General features: G+C 45.3%; 15 protein-coding genes and 1 other RNA gene. 9 read left to right on the top strand and 7 right to left on the bottom strand.

Features of this window, described 5'->3' with window-relative positions:
• Nucleotides 1-13 precede the first annotated feature (13 nt).
• Nucleotides 14-1,363 (bottom strand): Nramp family divalent metal transporter, encoded by a 1,350-nt coding sequence (locus tag GQF01_RS24240; RefSeq protein ID WP_161409310.1) that lies wholly within the window; start codon nt 1,361-1,363, stop codon nt 14-16.
• Nucleotides 1,364-1,524: 161 nt separating this feature from the next.
• Here GQF01_RS24240 and GQF01_RS24235 point away from each other — a divergent pair, with 161 nt between their 5' ends.
• Both GQF01_RS24235 and xylB read left to right on the top strand, forming a co-directional pair.
• Complete coding sequence (locus GQF01_RS24235; protein WP_161409308.1) at nt 1,525-2,025, top strand: GNAT family N-acetyltransferase; 501 nt, start codon at nt 1,525-1,527, stop codon at nt 2,023-2,025.
• A gap of 209 nt (nt 2,026-2,234) precedes the next feature.
• Nucleotides 2,235-3,773 (top strand): xylulokinase, encoded by a 1,539-nt coding sequence (xylB, locus tag GQF01_RS24230; protein WP_328803519.1) that lies wholly within the window; start codon nt 2,235-2,237, stop codon nt 3,771-3,773.
• A 72-nt stretch (nt 3,774-3,845) separates the two neighbouring features.
• On the opposite strand, the gene ssrS is transcribed toward xylB, so the two are convergent.
• The 3 genes from ssrS to GQF01_RS24215 all read right to left on the bottom strand — a co-directional run bounded on the left by ssrS (nt 3,846) and on the right by GQF01_RS24215 (nt 6,750).
• A non-coding RNA gene (gene ssrS, locus GQF01_RS24225) (6S RNA) lies at nt 3,846-4,027 on the bottom strand.
• A gap of 50 nt (nt 4,028-4,077) precedes the next feature.
• The gene (locus GQF01_RS24220; protein ID WP_235960203.1) at nt 4,078-4,971 is read right to left on the bottom strand and encodes a YesL family protein; all 894 of its coding nucleotides are present in this window, start codon (nt 4,969-4,971) and stop codon (nt 4,078-4,080) included.
• A gap of 153 nt (nt 4,972-5,124) precedes the next feature.
• A complete protein-coding gene (locus GQF01_RS24215) occupies nt 5,125-6,750 on the bottom strand; it encodes a DEAD/DEAH box helicase (RefSeq protein WP_161409304.1) in 1,626 nt (541 codons plus the stop codon).
• 292 nt (nt 6,751-7,042) lie between these two features.
• On the opposite strand from GQF01_RS24215, the gene GQF01_RS24210 reads away from it, so the two are divergent.
• The 5 genes from GQF01_RS24210 (at nt 7,043) to GQF01_RS24190 (ending at nt 9,981) form a co-directional block, all read left to right on the top strand.
• Entirely contained in the window at nt 7,043-7,579 is a 537-nt protein-coding gene (locus GQF01_RS24210) for a DUF4178 domain-containing protein (RefSeq protein ID WP_161409302.1), read from the top strand.
• A gap of 51 nt (nt 7,580-7,630) precedes the next feature.
• Nucleotides 7,631-8,320 (top strand): DUF4247 domain-containing protein, encoded by a 690-nt coding sequence (locus GQF01_RS24205; protein WP_161409300.1) that lies wholly within the window; start codon nt 7,631-7,633, stop codon nt 8,318-8,320.
• 149 nt (nt 8,321-8,469) lie between these two features.
• Complete coding sequence (locus GQF01_RS24200) at nt 8,470-9,294, top strand: YitT family protein (protein WP_161409298.1); 825 nt, start codon at nt 8,470-8,472, stop codon at nt 9,292-9,294.
• Between the two features lie 162 nt (nt 9,295-9,456).
• Complete coding sequence (locus GQF01_RS24195; RefSeq protein ID WP_407945420.1) at nt 9,457-9,615, top strand: hypothetical protein; 159 nt, start codon at nt 9,457-9,459, stop codon at nt 9,613-9,615.
• Nucleotides 9,616-9,744: 129 nt separating this feature from the next.
• Nucleotides 9,745-9,981 (top strand): Sec-independent protein translocase subunit TatA/TatB, encoded by a 237-nt coding sequence (locus GQF01_RS24190; RefSeq protein ID WP_161409296.1) that lies wholly within the window; start codon nt 9,745-9,747, stop codon nt 9,979-9,981.
• Nucleotides 9,982-10,027: 46 nt separating this feature from the next.
• On the opposite strand, the gene GQF01_RS24185 is transcribed toward GQF01_RS24190, so the two are convergent.
• A complete protein-coding gene (locus GQF01_RS24185; RefSeq protein WP_235960201.1) occupies nt 10,028-11,185 on the bottom strand; it encodes an MFS transporter in 1,158 nt (385 codons plus the stop codon).
• A 103-nt stretch (nt 11,186-11,288) separates the two neighbouring features.
• Between GQF01_RS24185 and GQF01_RS24180 the strand changes: the two genes are divergently transcribed.
• On the top strand, nt 11,289-12,473 hold the full coding sequence (locus GQF01_RS24180) for a putative glycoside hydrolase (protein WP_161409295.1): 1,185 nt from the start codon (nt 11,289-11,291) through the stop codon (nt 12,471-12,473).
• 141 nt (nt 12,474-12,614) lie between these two features.
• Nucleotides 12,615-13,574, top strand: coding sequence for a D-2-hydroxyacid dehydrogenase (locus tag GQF01_RS24175; protein ID WP_161409293.1), 960 nt, complete (start codon nt 12,615-12,617; stop codon nt 13,572-13,574).
• 60 nt (nt 13,575-13,634) lie between these two features.
• Here the strand turns inward: GQF01_RS24175 and serS are convergent, their stop codons facing one another.
• Together serS and pfkA are read right to left on the bottom strand one after the other, a co-directional pair.
• Complete coding sequence (serS, locus tag GQF01_RS24170; protein WP_161409291.1) at nt 13,635-14,918, bottom strand: serine--tRNA ligase; 1,284 nt, start codon at nt 14,916-14,918, stop codon at nt 13,635-13,637.
• Between the two features lie 315 nt (nt 14,919-15,233).
• Complete coding sequence (gene pfkA, locus GQF01_RS24165; RefSeq protein WP_145659250.1) at nt 15,234-16,202, bottom strand: 6-phosphofructokinase; 969 nt, start codon at nt 16,200-16,202, stop codon at nt 15,234-15,236.
• Nucleotides 16,203-16,210: the final 8 nt, after the last annotated feature.

The following is a 16,210-nucleotide window of genomic DNA, read 5'->3' as shown; positions in this document are numbered from 1 at the left end:
AAAGATTTAATCATTAATTACCAAAAAAGGTACTATAAAGCAAATAGGCATTTAGAGCAGCAATTAATACCGCTACGAACCAACTAAGCACGATCATCCACTTCGGTGTGATGAGCTCACCCATTTTTTTACGATCAGAGGTAAACTTCACTAGCGGAATGACCGCAAAGGAAAGCTGCAAGGACAGGATGACTTGACTTAGAATGAGCAAATCCGTCGCGCCACTTTCCCCATAAATGCCAATCACAATTACCGCAGGTATAATAGCAATCAACCTTGTGATCAAACGACGAAGCCATGGTGAAAGACGAATGTTTAGAAAGCCTTCCATTACAATTTGCCCGGCTAATGTACCAGTCAGCGTTGAATTTTGCCCTGAGGCTAGCAAGGCAACTGCAAATAAAATACTCGCGGCTCCAGTACCTAACATAGGACCCAAGAGATGATAGGCATCCTGGATTTCAGCTACTTCTGTACCTGCTGAATGAAAAGCTGCTGCAGAAAGAATCAGAATAGCCGCATTAACGAATAAAGCAAGCATTAAGGCCACAGTAGAGTCAATCGTTGCGAATTTAATTGCCTCTCGTTTGCCTTTGATAGTAGGCTCAATTTTACGTGTTTGAACGATCGAAGAATGCAAATATAAATTATGAGGCATAACTGTCGCCCCCAAAATACCAAGAGCAATATATAACATTGCAGGATTAGTGACAATTTCAGTTGTAGGAATGAATCCCGCTGCTACAGCTGCAAAATCCGGTTGTGAAAATATAAGTTCCATTACAAAACAAAAAGTGATAAGTGCAATCAAACTAATAACCATGGCTTCAATGTAACGAAAGCCTCTTTTTTGAAGCATAAGAACTAAAAGGACGTCTAATGCCGTTAATATAACGCCATAAATTAACGGAATCCCAAACAGCAGGTTCAAGGCAATCGCCGCACCGATTACTTCTGCCAAATCACAGGCAGCAATCGCTAACTCACATAGAATCCATAGTACGAACGAAACAGGTTTGCTATAATGATCCCGACACGCTTGCGCCAAGTCACGGCCTGTAACAATACCTAAGCGACCAGCCAACGCCTGCAAGAGAATAGCCATCAGGTTTGAAATTAAGATCACAGACAAAAGCGTATATCCAAACTTGGAACCGCCAGCTAAATCCGTAGCCCAGTTACCAGGATCCATATACCCTACAGCAACGAGATAGCCAGGACCTACGAATGCAAGCAATTTACGGAAAAATCCCGCTTTTTTGGGTACTGGCATACTCTGATGAACCTCAGGTAAGCTAGGCATGGAGGATTTGCCTTTCCAGCCTTCACCTTCATGCTCAGCTTCTTTATATGCTACTGCCATACATATCTCCTTCTTTCGTAAGACCAATAATGTTGTCCTAGGGAAACATTTTATTTGAATTATACTACATAAACCCATACTATGCTATAGGCAAACACTTATGTGCATACGAAATAAATTTTCCCATGGGAAAAACATACACAGAGGAGCTAGTATCAACCATGAATATTCGTCCTATTGCCAATGATCTTGACTTGAAAGCAGCCCATAACATTGAAATAAGTGTGTATACGAAAGAGTCCGCTGCTACATGGGAAGCTTTTCGGATGAGGATGGAAGTGTTTGCCCCCTTTTTTCTGGTAGCTGAATCCGATGCACATGCAGAACAACTAATAATTGGTGTTGCCAATGGTGTAAGACTAAATCACAACGACCTCGCAGATGAGAGTATCAAGCAGGGCGTTGATTATGATATTAACGGCAGTTATTTTTGTTTACTTACAATTGCCGTTCATCCAGATTATCAACGGCAGGGCGTCGCCACAAATCTCCTCCAAGAAGTGATTAGAATAACCAAAGAAGAAGGCTTACAAGGTATTGTTTTAATGTGTGAAGAACATTTGATTTCATTCTATGAAAAAAATGGTTTTCGGTACATCGCCCCATCAGCATCTGAACATGGTGGCGTCCAATGGCACGAAATGAATTTGATCTGGCAATAACGAATAACAAGTAAACGAAAAAGCGAAAAACGAAAAAGTGAAAATTAAAATTGAAAAATGAAAAAATGAAAAAATGAAAACCGAAAAAATTGAATCATAAAGAAGGAATTTTATGTTTTCGTGCGAATAATATATAGAATCTATCTTTGTATATTTAATAAACAAACAAAGATTGTAGAGAACAACATTCTATTTTCAACAAAGGGTGAATGCATATGTCGTATTTTATGGGGTTAGATTTAGGAACTTCTGCAGTTAAATGTATTCTTGTAGATGACTCAGGCAATGTCATTGGGAGCCATAGCGTTGAATATCCGCTCCAACAGCCTCATCCTGGTTGGGCAGAGCAGCATCCGGAGGACTGGTGGAATGCCACCATTCAAGGTATCCACGCGCTCTTAACGAAAACCAACATCGCTGGCAGCGATGTTGCAGGTATTGGCTTCTCCGGCCAGATGCACGGGTCGGTCTTCCTTGACGAGGCGCAGCAGGTCATCCGACCTGCGCTGCTCTGGTGCGACCAGCGCACTGCTGAGCAGTGCGCTTACATCGAGTCGACCGTCGGCGAAGCCGAACTCGGTCGACTTACGGGCAACCGGGCGCTAACCGGCTTCACCGCGCCCAAGGTCATTTGGCTCCGGCAGCATGAGCCGGAGAACTACGCTCGCGTTCGGCATCTGCTGCTGCCGAAGGACTACGTCAGGCTGCGCCTGACGGGCGCATTCGGCATGGACATGGCCGATGCAAGCGGTACGCTGCTGCTGGACGTCGCCCACCGCAGCTGGTCCCAGACCGTCGCCGAGCGGTTGGAGATTCCGCTCGAGTGGCTGCCGCCGCTCTATGAATCCGGCGACGTAGCCGGCCACCTGCTGCCGGAAGCAGCCAGCCTGACCGGCTTAGCCGCAGGTACGCCGATCGTAGCCGGCGGCGGAGACCAAGCTTGCGGCGCCGTTGGTGTCGGCGTCGTGCGCCAAGGCATCGCGTCTGTGGCCCTCGGCACATCCGGTGTCGTCTTCGTTCACGACGACACGTATCAAGTGGATGAAGCGTACCGGCTTCATTCCTTCTGTCACGGTGTACCTGGCAAGTGGCACCGCATGGGGGTAATGCTGGCGGCCGGCGGCTCGTTCCAGTGGTGGCGCAACCATTTCGCGCACGAGGAGCTTGAGCGTGCGCAGCAAGAAGGCAAAGACGTCTACGAGATCTTGACGTCTGAAGCGTCCACTGCTCCTCTAGGCAGCGAAGGCTTGCTGTTCCTGCCATACTTGTCCGGGGAGCGGACGCCGCACCCAGATCCCAAAGCCCGCGGCGCATTCATCGGGCTTAATCTTAGACACGGCAAAGCGCATCTTACCCGCGCCGTTCTTGAGGGCATTACATTCGGGCTTCGCGACTCCCTTCAATTAATACGGGAGTCCGGTGTTGAAGTGACCGAACTGCGCGTGAACGGTGGCGGTGCTAGAAGCCCGTTCTGGCGTCAAATGATTGCTGACATCTTCGGCATTCCTGTTGTCACTGTTAACTCCACAGACGGTCCTGCTTATGGCGCTGCCATCATGGCTGCTTCAGGCGTCCTCGGAGAAGATATTACATCACTTTGCGAGAAGTGGATTCAGGTCACTGATCGCGTAGAGCCGAATTTGGATAATCAAAACAAGTACGAAGCCTATTATCAAATTTATCGTGGCCTCTATGGCACACTTCAAAATACGTTCCATCAATTAAGCGACCTTGCCGGTCAATCCTAATCCCAACAATTAAAAAAGCGGTTGAACAGGAAACCTCCTGATCAACCGCTTTATTTTGTGTGTGAAGATGCAGAGAAACCCGCCTATGCCGTCCGGTTTTGGTGCTTCAAACCCGCTCTCGCAGGTGGGTGTCCGCAGAAGTGTATTTGAGGTCCCCTTTCGAGGGCATGTCAGCCACACTTCGATGTAGGTCTCCCTAGAAACAGTCATTGGTTTAAAACAACTTAAAACCGTTACGTACATCGCAGGATTCTTTTGTAGTTCTTATTATAGTGCTGTACCGGCTGATAATCAACTGGTAGCTTTATTCTCTATTCTTTTCATCATTTTTATGCAAGCTAACGGAAGAATTTCTATTTTCTGTTTCATCCTCAACCGCATCATCTGGATTAGCTTCGTCTTCTGCTTCAGCCTCTTCAAGCTTTTGAAGTTCTTTCTCTTCAAGTTCCTGCTGCTTAATTTGCAGTTTCGTGAAACTGCGGTTAAACTGCCAGAATGAAAAGGTTGCCATAATGCTCCCCATAAAGAAAACCACAAGGAAGAAATTAAATTTCGTTACACAAATGTAGAGAATAGCTCCATTACAAAGCAATAAAACGATGGAATTGATCGGATTTCCAATAGAAATCAAGATCGAATTTTTAAGAATCTGAAAAATTTTCATATGCAAATGAACCATTATTGAAAAGAAATTGAATAAGGAAATAATAATTATGACCGTGAATGCAATGAACAAAACGGCCAATAATTTGAGTGAACTCCCCTGTTTTAAATAAAAGAAATAGTTCACGCTAATGATTACGAAGATGATCACAAAGAAAATACCGCCGACCATGCTTTGCTTGTAGTTTTCTTTGTATCCGCGGAAAAATGTTTTAAGTAGAGGAACATCTTCTTCTCCAGTAACCCATTTCCTAGCAACTGCGAACATGGCAGAAGTCGCCGGGAATAAAGTAAACGGTGTCAAAACTGCGATGATTGGTAACATGGCTTTCAGCCCATCAGGAGATGGACTAACCAAACCCATAAAGCCAAAAAAGAAAACCGGAATTGAACACAACATCCACAACAGATTAATCACCGATAAACGCATGATCCATTCTGATATTTTGTAAAGTCCACCCATAACTCCTCTAAACTCCAAAACCGCTTCCTCCTTAGCGTTTCCTTTAGGAAACTTTCTACGTTGATAGTCCATAAATAATCATATAGCTTGTCTCGCCAACCATGGTTTAATTATAGCCTATTTTTGAACATATAGGTAGACGTCTAGTCATTCTAGGTTTCTTTTACATAGAAAAGGCGAAGATCCTCCAAGGATCTCCGCCTTTATTTGTGTGGGTGTTAACCCTTATTTGTTCACCAAAGTGTCTTCGCTTTTACGAGGAGCTCTGGAACGATCGCGGTTGCCCGGATTGTTGCTGCCGTATTCACGGTTTCTGGAAGAGGAGCTGCGTCCTTCTCCACCTTCTCTGTTAGAACCGTAGTCTCTTCCGCCGCCATCCTTACGCGGGTAACGGGAATTGGAGCTGCCGGAACCACCAGAACCAGATCCATAACCACCGCCTTGACGACGATCTCCTGATCCTGATCCTGAACCATATCCGCCACCAACACGACGGCCTGAGCTGCGCACGTCGAATTTTTTCTTTCTAGCACGAATCGGATCTTCCGGAGTCAATTCGATATTTAATTCTTTTTTGTCGCCTGTCAGAAGCTTCATAGCAGCTGCAAGCAAGTTTACGGAATCATATTGCTCAAGCATTTGGATAGCCAAACCTTTGAATTCGAATTGTGCATCGTTTTGAAGCACATCAAGAATACGTTCAGCTGTCATTTTTTGCTTGCCTTCAATCGCTTCTGCCAAGCTAGGCAGCGGCTTTTTGCTGATTTTATGACGAGTAACTTTCTCGATGAAGTGCAAGTGATCAATCTCTCTTGGTGTTACAAACGTCCAAGCTGTACCTTCTTTACCAGCACGTCCCGTACGACCGATACGGTGAACGTAGCTTTCTGGATCTTGCGGAAGGTCAAAGTTGATAACGTGCGTTACGCCAGATACGTCAAGTCCACGAGCCGCGACATCTGTAGCAACGAGCACATCGATGCTTCCGTCACGGAATTTTCTCATTACGTTATCACGTTGATTTTGGGACAAATCGCCGTGCAAACCTTCTGCAGCATAGCCTCTTTTTTGTAGAGCTTCCGCTAGTTCATCAACGCGGCGTTTCGTACGTCCGAAGATGATGGCCAGATCTGGAGCTTCCATGTCAAGCAAGCGGCTTAATGCTTCGAATTTTTGTTTTTCGTGCAATTCGATATAAGCTTGGTCGATAAGCGGTGCGCTGACTTGTTTCGGGATAACCGATACATGCTCAGGATTACGAAGGAATTGTTGTGCCAATCTCTGAATGTTCGCTGGCATTGTTGCTGAGAACAGCATCGTGTGGCGCTCTTCCGGAACGAGTTTCAAAATGGATTGGATATCATCCATGAAGCCCATGTCAAGCATTTCATCCGCTTCATCCAAGATAACCGTTTGTACATCATCAAGTTTAATCGTTTTGCGATTAATATGGTCAAGTAAACGACCAGGCGTACCGATAATGATTTGCGGTTTCTTTTTAAGTGCACGAATTTGTTTTACAATATCCTGTCCACCATAAATAGGTAAGGAACGAATGCCTTTGAAACGGCCGAGCTTCTCAATCTCTTCCGCAACCTGGATGGCAAGTTCCCGTGTTGGACACATAATAAGAGCGGAAATACGCTCTTCTTTCATATTAATTTTGTGAATTAACGGAATACCGAAAGCTGCTGTTTTACCAGTACCAGTTTGTGCTTGACCGATCAAATCCCGGCCTTCCATGGCTAACGGAATCGTTTTTTCTTGAATCGGCGTGGATTCTTCAAACCCCATCTCCGTTACCGCACGTAAAATCGCCGGCTCTAAACCAAACTCCTGAAATGTTTTCAAATAAATTCAATCTCCTTTTGTACAGGGCAGGCTAATGCCTTGTATCTTTTTTACCCTTAAGTACGACTTCCTATCCGTGTCTATAGTTTCTTGGTGGATAACATTTCGATTCATCATCTTCCATGATCCAATGGGCCGCCCTTAAGAACATCTAAAGTATTATAGCACAAGTTATATACACAATGCCAGAGGCTGCTTTCATGAACACAACGAATGATGAGAACGAAACCTTAAGCATAAGCTAAACGTATTACAGATTAGAACAACATTCGGAACAGAGGAGCGTTTTTCAATGTCCATATTTAAACGTGTAAGCAGCATTCTGCGAAGTCAGAAACAAGTACCGGAAACAACCCCCGCTGGCAACCCGCTTGAAGACGCCAGAGTTGGGGATATTGTAAATGTAGACTTAGAGGAATACGTGGTATCCGGTAAAGTCATTTATTTCGACCGGGGTTTCGCTCCGCATCGCTACGCCTATTATTTGCAAAGCGGCAAAAATATTCAGTGTCTGATTGTGGAAAAAGGACGAACCTATGATTGTTTCCTTTGCAGCTTTGTTGAAGGGGCACTCGATGACCCCAATGATGTCCCAACCCGTCTTGAGTTAGATGACGATTTGACGTTCGATTTAGAGTTTCATCGTAATGATGTTACGCGGACCGAAGGAAACACCGATTTCCGTAGTGGTGATGATGTTATCTTTTGGCGCTATTTTGGTCCTGATCGCAGATTCTTCTTCCTTCAATGGCAAGATGGCAAGTTTGTCGCCCTCGAAGGGGAGCGGACACCAGGGAATCAGATTAAATTTTTGAAATCGACGCATTAATCCACCTGTGATATCATTTAGTCATACCCCAAAAGGAGGGTTTACTGAAAAGTGAAAAGATGGACCTCATGGCTTTCCTTCTTATTAATCATCGCCCTTCTAACCGGGTGTGGCGCTGATGCCGTACGTTATATCAAAGATGAGTACCCGCTTGTCAGTGTAGAAGGCAAAGGCACTAACCTTTCTAAAGTATATTTAGTTGAAGGCAAAAATGTCCCTGCTGTTGCAACTGAACTGGCCGCGAAAGAGTCACCGAAAGAAAAGAGCAAGGAATCCGAAGATCAAATGTTCCTTGTTTATAGTGATAAAGTTATCAACATTCAGAAAGATCCTAACGAGAGCAAGAACACCCTGGTTCAAGTAGACAGTATTGAATATGCCAAAACCCACTATGATTCCTCCTTCTTACAAGGATTTCTGACAGCGGCCTTATTACAGAACCTCTTCGGAGGAAGCTGGTTCAATAATAGAGGGTCTTACGATTATCGAGGCTACACGAAGACACCGACGTATAATGCAGGCAGTGGCAAAGCTACTACGCCAACGACCGATACCTCCAAGGATAAGAAACCGACTACGTCGGATCGGACGGGGACTTTCAAGAGCGGCACGGCTAATCCTAGCGCAGGCAGCTCCTCAACGGCACGCAAAAACGATGGTTCCACACCTAATAAAGTGACAAAACCTTCGACCAGCAAGCCAAGCACAACGAAAAAGACCGGCTCCTTCAAAAGGCGCTAATCTCATTAGAAAAGCTGTTGTCCACGAAATGGACACAGCTTTTTTATTTCTGTTTATTTTAATTAAACGGTGGTTAAATAATGATTGAAGTTTTGAAAGAATGAATTATACTTGCATTATGCTGCATACTATTTTAGAGGTGATTTTTTTTGAAAAAAGCGCTGGATGCCGTCATCATTTTAGTTGGCGCTCTGCTTGTCGCGGTCGGCTTCAACATGTTTCTCATCCCTCACCAACTGCTTAGCGGCGGGGTGTCGGGATTCGCCATGATTATCGGCTATTTTACGAACTGGAACATTGGCTTATTATATTTAATTTTTAACCTGCCCCTTATGATTTGGGGAATGATTGTGATTGGCCGCAGATTCATTATGATCAGTGTTGCATCTGTCATTTTAACCTCATGGCTGATGCAGATCCTGCCTACTAGTTATGTTGCGCAGGAGCCTATTCTTGGCGCAGTGTTCGGCGGTGTATTAATCGGGATCGGAAGCGGTATCACCTTAAGGATTGGCGGTTCTACCGGCGGCTTTGATATTGTTGGCTTGATTTTAACCCGCAAATTTGATTTTCCACTCGGTACGATTATATCCGGTATGAACGGAATCGTTATTGTAGCTCTCGGTTATTATAAAAATAATTGGGACCTCGCCCTCTTCTCCATGTTAGCCATCTATATCTGTGGTAAAGTCGTCGATACGGTACATATTCGCCACATTAAGGTGACCGCGTTCATCGTTACGAAACAGAAGGATGAGTTGACACATGAGCTGCTGCAGCTTCCCAGAGGTGTGACACTAGTAAAAACAGAAGGCGCTTATACGAAACAGCAACATGATATGCTAATGACTGTAACAACCCGCTATGAGCTTGCTGAGCTAAAACGTATTATAAAGAAGATAGACCCAAAAGCGTTCGTAAATATCGTTGAAACCGTTGGTGTCGTTGGCGAATTCCGCAAGCTGAAGTCGTAACTCGTGTAACCCGCCTCTTTCATCCGAATTAAATTGTGTTATAATGATTGTAATTTCATATAGTTCTGGTTTCATCGTGAGTGGTTCAGGCGTAGTTCTTATTCTAATCTTATGATTGGAAGGGTGATGCTTGTGGAAACAGTCAAATTATCCAGGATTGTAATGAAATTAACACCCGAGTTGTACCCCTTCTTAACCAGCTGTGAGCTGGACTCTGAGATCGTCCTTCGGTTTGGTATCGAGGCGCTCGAGGCGGAAGATGTCATGGAGATTATTCAATTCAGCATTTCGGAACATCATAAAGACGCCCTTTATCATTAAGGGGCGTTTTTTTCTGATTATGCACAATTTTTTACACTTTGTTATTGCGTTTGTAATAATTAGGCTATATAGGTTATGATAAGAACATGATATAATAGAGCTTAAGATAAATTATTGGAGGTGTCTAATATGGGAGCATTATCTCCATGGCACATCATCTTAGTTGCAATTGTTGCCCTTCTCTTGTTCGGGCCTAATAAGCTGCCTGAACTTGGCAGAGGTTTTGGCAAAATGTTTCGTGAATTCAAAGATGCAACGAGCGGTAATGGCGGTAACAACACATCGGATGATCAGCCTGCACCGGTTCGTAAAGAGATCAATCCTGCAGAAGTAACGAACGCAGAGACAGGTCAAATTAACAAATAATGAGAAGCACCCGGTAAGGTTCATCTACAGGGTGCTTTTATTTTTTTTAGCTTCTGCCGCGCATAACCGCCTGTGTACCTAAGAACATAACCGCCGCAATGGCCGACATGGCCGTCGCGAACACATACATGCTGGCGCCTCCCCATTGTTCACTTAGCCAGCCCCCTATCGAACCTCCGATAATTCCTGCTAATCCCATGAACACCATGGCAAGTATGGATTGCCCCGTTGATCCAAATTGCTCTGGCAACAGACGAACAACATATTGCACCGCGACAATCCACAACACGGCGAAGGTGAGCATTTGTGTCACTTGCAGCCCGATTAACACCCAAGGATCCGTGATGACTGAATAAAGAATCCAACGAATTGTATAGATAATCGCGACAATTCCAAGAATGGTCAGCTCATGATAGCGATGAATATATCGATTGATTAATACAAATACCGGGATTTCGCTGCATGCTGCAATCGCCCATGCCCAGCTTACCATCGCGTCCGTGGCTCCCAGCTTATTGAGATACAAGCCTAACAATGCATCATTCATACGATGCGGGATTGAAATGATCAAGATCATTAACATGAACCACAGAAAGCTTTTACTTTTAAAAATAATACTAATGGCACTTAACGTAATTCGCTGTCCACTGCTCTTCTCATCCTTGATAAAAGCTAGAAGCAGAAATGGAAAAATCCATAATACCCAATAGAAATAAGGAATTCTCGCTACCCCGCCGAGCTGATCCAGCAGCAGCCCCGAAATTAAGGCAACCCCCGAGAACCCGATGGAGCCCCATACCCGAACGGAGCCATAAGACATGCCGCGGACAGCCGTTGACTTCACAACCAAATTATCGATGAGAGGAATTGATGGGAGCAAGAAGAAATAGAGCAGCAGGATGAAGCCCAAAGTAAGCCCGAATCCGTTCGTCAAAAAAAGTCCAAAGCTGCCTAGTAAAGAAAGCACCCACAGTAAAAATACGATGTTTTTCACGGAATTGAACCTATCGCTTACATAGCCCCAGAAGGGTTGAGCGAATATGGAAATAAAGGGACCAATCATCATTAACAGTCCAATTTCTGCTGCTGTATAGCCTTTCGTTTGTAAATACAAGGGCAAATAGGGCAGCAAGATTGCGCTTGAAGCATAGTAAAAAAAGTTAACTCCCGACAAAGATACAATTTGCTTATCAAGTTTCAACAACGACTACCTTCTTTCTACAACTCTCAACAAATTTCCTCTGTGCGGAGCTTACTACTTGCTTTATAATAAAGCAGAGAACAAGATTGGAGAGGACTTATACATCATGGAAATTTTACTTGCTTCACTTGCCCTTATTTGGGGCAATGTTACTGCCGCTAACCCTGACGCAAGCTTCGAGCAGCTCGTACAAGCATCTTTGGACGCTAAGAATGCCGTAGCAGTCGTTCAACCTGCCCCAACTAATGATCCAACTGATCCTCTCGCCCCTACTAACAAACTAGATCCGCAAAAAGACGCTCCTAAGGTAAAAGGAGTCTATGCTACTGCGCATAGTGCCGGTGGTGCTCGTCTCAATACACTTTTGAAACTGATGGACGACACGGAACTGAACGCAATGGTCATCGACGTCAAAGACGATTGGGGCTACATCACGTGGGAAACAGGCAATCCTGAGCTGGATGCCATGGGGACCACCCAGAAAATCATCGGCAATATGCCTGGACTGATGAGCACGCTTAATGAACATAAGATTTATCCCATTGCACGTATCGTCGTTTTCAAGGACACCGTTCTTGCTAAGAAGAAACCAGAATTATCCTTTGTTAACCCAGACGGCACGCTTTGGGGCAATGGCAAAAATCCCCCGGACAGCTTCGTAAATCCCTACAACAAAGAAGTATGGGATTACAATATCGCTGTGGCCAAAGAAGCTGTTAAAGCCGGATTTAAAGAAATCCAGTTCGATTACGTCCGTTTCCCTGAAGGCTTTGAGAAAAGAGCTGACACACTCAAATACACCAAAGATGAGCGTCCTCGCATCGATGCTGTAGCTTCTTTCGTCAAATATGCCAAAGAACAATTGCAGCCGCTTGGCGTACGTGTTTCCGTTGATATTTTCGGATATGCCGCATCGGTCCCAGCAGCTGAGGGTATTGGTCAAGATTTCGAGAAAATTTCTCAAAATGTTGATGTCATTTCCCCTATGATTTATCCGAGTCATTATAGTACAGGCTGGTTTGGCGCTAAAGTACCAGATGCCGCTCCTTATGTGACTATTAATGGTGCATCGAAGGATACGACGAAGAAATTAGAAGCTATCGACAAAAAAGGTTGGAAGCCAGTTGTTCGCCCTTGGATTCAAGATTTTACCGCCTCATGGGTGTCAGGCTACATTAAATACGGCCCGCATGAGGTACAAGAACAAATTCGTGCACTGAAAGATAATGGTGTAGACGAGTTCTTGCTTTGGAATGCTAATAACAACTACACACCTAATGTCAGTTACTAATCAAGGAAACACCCTGAGGACTATATACCTCAGGGTGTTTTATCGTATAATCAAGATTATGTTACCAGATTTGAGGTTAAGCTGTACACTAAAAGTTACACAAGTGCCAATTACAAGAGACCTTCTAAAGGAGTTGGAGAAATGAAAATTGTTGCCATTACGGATATGGATCTATCCCTTATGCAGGAGCAGATGCCGCAGGATCTAAAAGACCGCAGCCAATTCCAATGGTTTAGATCTTCAAAGGATGCTCTTGAACATGTTGCTGATGCTGAAGTCATCATTACGGCAGGTCGAATTAATCCGGAATATGTTTCCAAAGAAAGAGCCCCTAAGCTCAGATGGATGCAAACATTATCCGCTGGAGTCGACAAGCTGCCTCTCCAAGAGTTGGCAGAGCGCGAAATTCCGCTGACTAATGCACGTGGAGTACATACAATCCAGATGAGTGAGTTCACGCTAAGTCTTATGCTTCAATGGGTACGTAAATCAAACAAGCTGTATGAATGCCAGCTCCAGAAAGAATGGTTTCAACGCATCTCTGTCGATGAGCTTGCCGGTAAAACACTTGGTATTGTTGGTGCTGGAGCAATCGGTGAAGCCGTTGCACGCAAAGCCAAAGCATTCGATATGTCGGTTATAGGTTTAAATCGCTCGGGTGCGCCGCAGCCTGGTTATGATCAAACCGTCAGTGGCGATGACGGGCTTCGCAGTCTGCTTGCGCAAAGTGATTTCGTTGTCCTACTTCTGCCTAGCACTCCGAAAACACGTGGCTTAATCACGAAAGAACATCTAAGCCTAATGAAGTCAAGCGCCTTCTTGATCAACCTTGCTCGAGGCGATGTGATTGATGAGGGTGCATTAACGGTTATGCTGCAGGAAGGTAAGCTCGCTGGCGCTGCGCTCGATGTTTTCGAACAGGAACCTTTACCGGCAACTTCTCCACTGTGGAGTATGAATAACGTGATTGTCACTCCGCATATCGCAGGCTCATCTTCTCATTATACAGAGCGTGTATCCGCAATCTTTTATCATAATTTGCGAGCGATCCTGGATGGCGGAGAAATGATGAACTTGGTGAACATCCACGAAGGTTACTAAACAACAAACGCACCTTATCCTACGGGGAATTGCTTCCGAGTGATAAGGTGCGTTTCTTCGCTATTTGGCCGTTATCGCTGCTAAACCTCTCATGTAGGGACGAAGAGCCGTAGGAATATAGATCGAACCATCATCTTGTTGGTGGTTTTCAAGCAAGGGAATCAAAATACGAGGTGTGGCTACTGCTGTATTGTTAAGTGTGTAGCAAAAGCGCAGTTCGCCATTCTGATCGCGATATCGCAGCCCGCTGCGGCGTGCTTGGAAATCAAGGAGGCTTGACGACGAATGCGTCTCTCCATAGGCACCTCGGCTTGGCATCCAGGTTTCGATATCGTACTGTTTATAATTTTTGGCTCCCATATCACCAGCGCACACGGCAACGATTCGATATGGCAGCTCCAACAGATCAAGAATATCTTCCGCATTCCTCGTAATCTGCTCCATCATTAGATCAGCCATCTCCGGATCATTCTTACAGACAATTACCTGCTCTACCTTCGCAAATTGATGAACGCGATACAATCCTCGCACATCTCTCCCCGCCGATCCAGCCTCCTTGCGGAAGCAGTTCGATACCGCAGCCAACTGAATAGGGCCCTCCGACAGATCTACAATTTCATTCGCATAGTACGAAACAAGCGGTCCTTCCGATGTACCCACTAACCATTTGTTCTCATCCTGTAACTCATAAGTCTGATCCTTGCCTGCTGGAAAGAATGCTGCATTCACCAGTGTTTCTTCACGAACCATGAGCGGTACATCCATGACCGTAAAGCCACGATCCGTTAACAGATCGATGGCTAGCTGTTGAACCGCCCGGTGCAAATACAATCCCATTCCTTTGAGGTAATAATTGCGGGTCCCAGCTACCTTAACACCTCTTGGTATATCTAAAATGTCGAGATCTTCCCCGATTTGCAAATGATCGCGAGGCTCGAAAGTAAATGTTGCAGGCTCTCTGACTATTTTCACGACAACATTATCTTGATCCGTAGCGCCTTCAGGTGTGTCAGGTGAAAAGAGATTCGGCACAGTCAACATGAGCTCTTTGAACCGCTGCTCATAGTTCGCTAGCTCCTCTTCATCCGCAGCCAGGCTAACATTCCAGCTGCGAACCTGCTCCTTCAGCGCATCGGCCTCTGACCGGTTCTTCTCAGCCATATACGATGCAATTCGTGCAGTAGCTCGATTGCGTTCTGCTCGAAGCAGATCAATCCGATGTTGCAGCTGCCTCTTCTTCTCTTCAACATCGAGAAGCTCCTCTAAGGGACAATCCATTCCCTTTTGCACAGCTGCTTCCCTAACCTGATCTTGATTGTTGCGAATCCACTTGATATCCAACATCCCCAGTCACCGCTTCCTTTTCGATTATGTGAAAAAGACAAAAAACGCCCTTGTCCGAATTGGGACGAGGAGCGTTCTGCTCGCGGTGCCACCCAACTTGATGACGACAATTTCTTGCCATCATCCGCTTGGTTCCGCGATAACGGGCGGTGCCGGTTTATTTAGAGAGAGTCGATGCTTATTCAGCCATCAGCCGTTCCGATCATAAACGTCTCCGAGTTGGATGCTCTTCATAGACATAATGTCGCTTTGTACGTTGTTCGCTATTATAGACGAAGTCATTCCTCAGGTCAATAGGCTTATTACTTACTAAGCTTATTGGGATAAACGGCTTGCCAACTCATACAGCTCTTTGTTGAATTCACGCTTGGTATTAACGACTAAGTCGATATCCGTAGCGACTAACTCGCCTTTGATGACGCCGCAAGCTTTGGAAGAATCGCCTTCCATCAGTCTACGAACAGCAAAATCGCCAAGACGGCTTGCTAGGATACGGTCGTTATGCGTCGGTGTTCCACCACGTTGGATGTGACCTAGAACGGTAACACGCGGTTCAATACCGACAACCTCTGTGATCTGCTTCGCAACGCCGTCGCCCGTACCTGCTCCTTCTGCGATCAGGATGATACTGTGACGTTTGCCGTGGGCGAAGTTGTCTTTCATACGGTTAGCCACTTCACAAATGTCAACTTCAACTTCCGGAACGATGATCGTTTCTGCACCGCTGGCTAATCCTGCGTAGAGCGCTATCTCTCCGCAGTGACGACCCATAACTTCTACAATGGATGAACGTTCGTGGGACGTCATCGTGTCGCGAAGTTTATTGATCGCATCCACCACGATACTTACTGCTGTATCGAAACCGATCGTAAAGTCCGTAAATGGAATGTCATTGTCGATTGTCCCTGGCAGACCCATCGTTTTGATACCCAATTTACTTAGTTTGTTCGCTCCTTGGTAGGAACCGTCTCCACCGATAACAACCAAGCCGTCAATTCCGCGCTTGCGCAGGTTATCAGCACCGATTTGTTGACCCTCTGGCGTCAAAAATTCTTTGCAGCGTGCTGTCTGCAGGATCGTTCCACCACGTTGAATGATATCTCCAACGCTTCTAAGATCCATTTTGCGAATATCATCGTTAATTAATCCATGATAGCCACGTTGCACGGCATAAACTTCGAGTCCATGGAACAATGCGCTTCTTACAACCGCACGTACCGCCGCATTCATCCCCTGGGAGTCTCCTCCGCTTGTTAAAACTGCAATTGATTTTACTGCTGACATTTCAATTT

The sequence above is a fragment of the Paenibacillus silvestris genome, assembly GCF_009882985.1.
In the GTDB taxonomy this organism is placed as follows: domain Bacteria; phylum Bacillota; class Bacilli; order Paenibacillales; family NBRC-103111; genus Paenibacillus_E; species Paenibacillus_E silvestris.
Note: the sequence above shows the minus strand (reverse complement) of the source record. Positions and strands in the feature narration are given on the sequence as shown.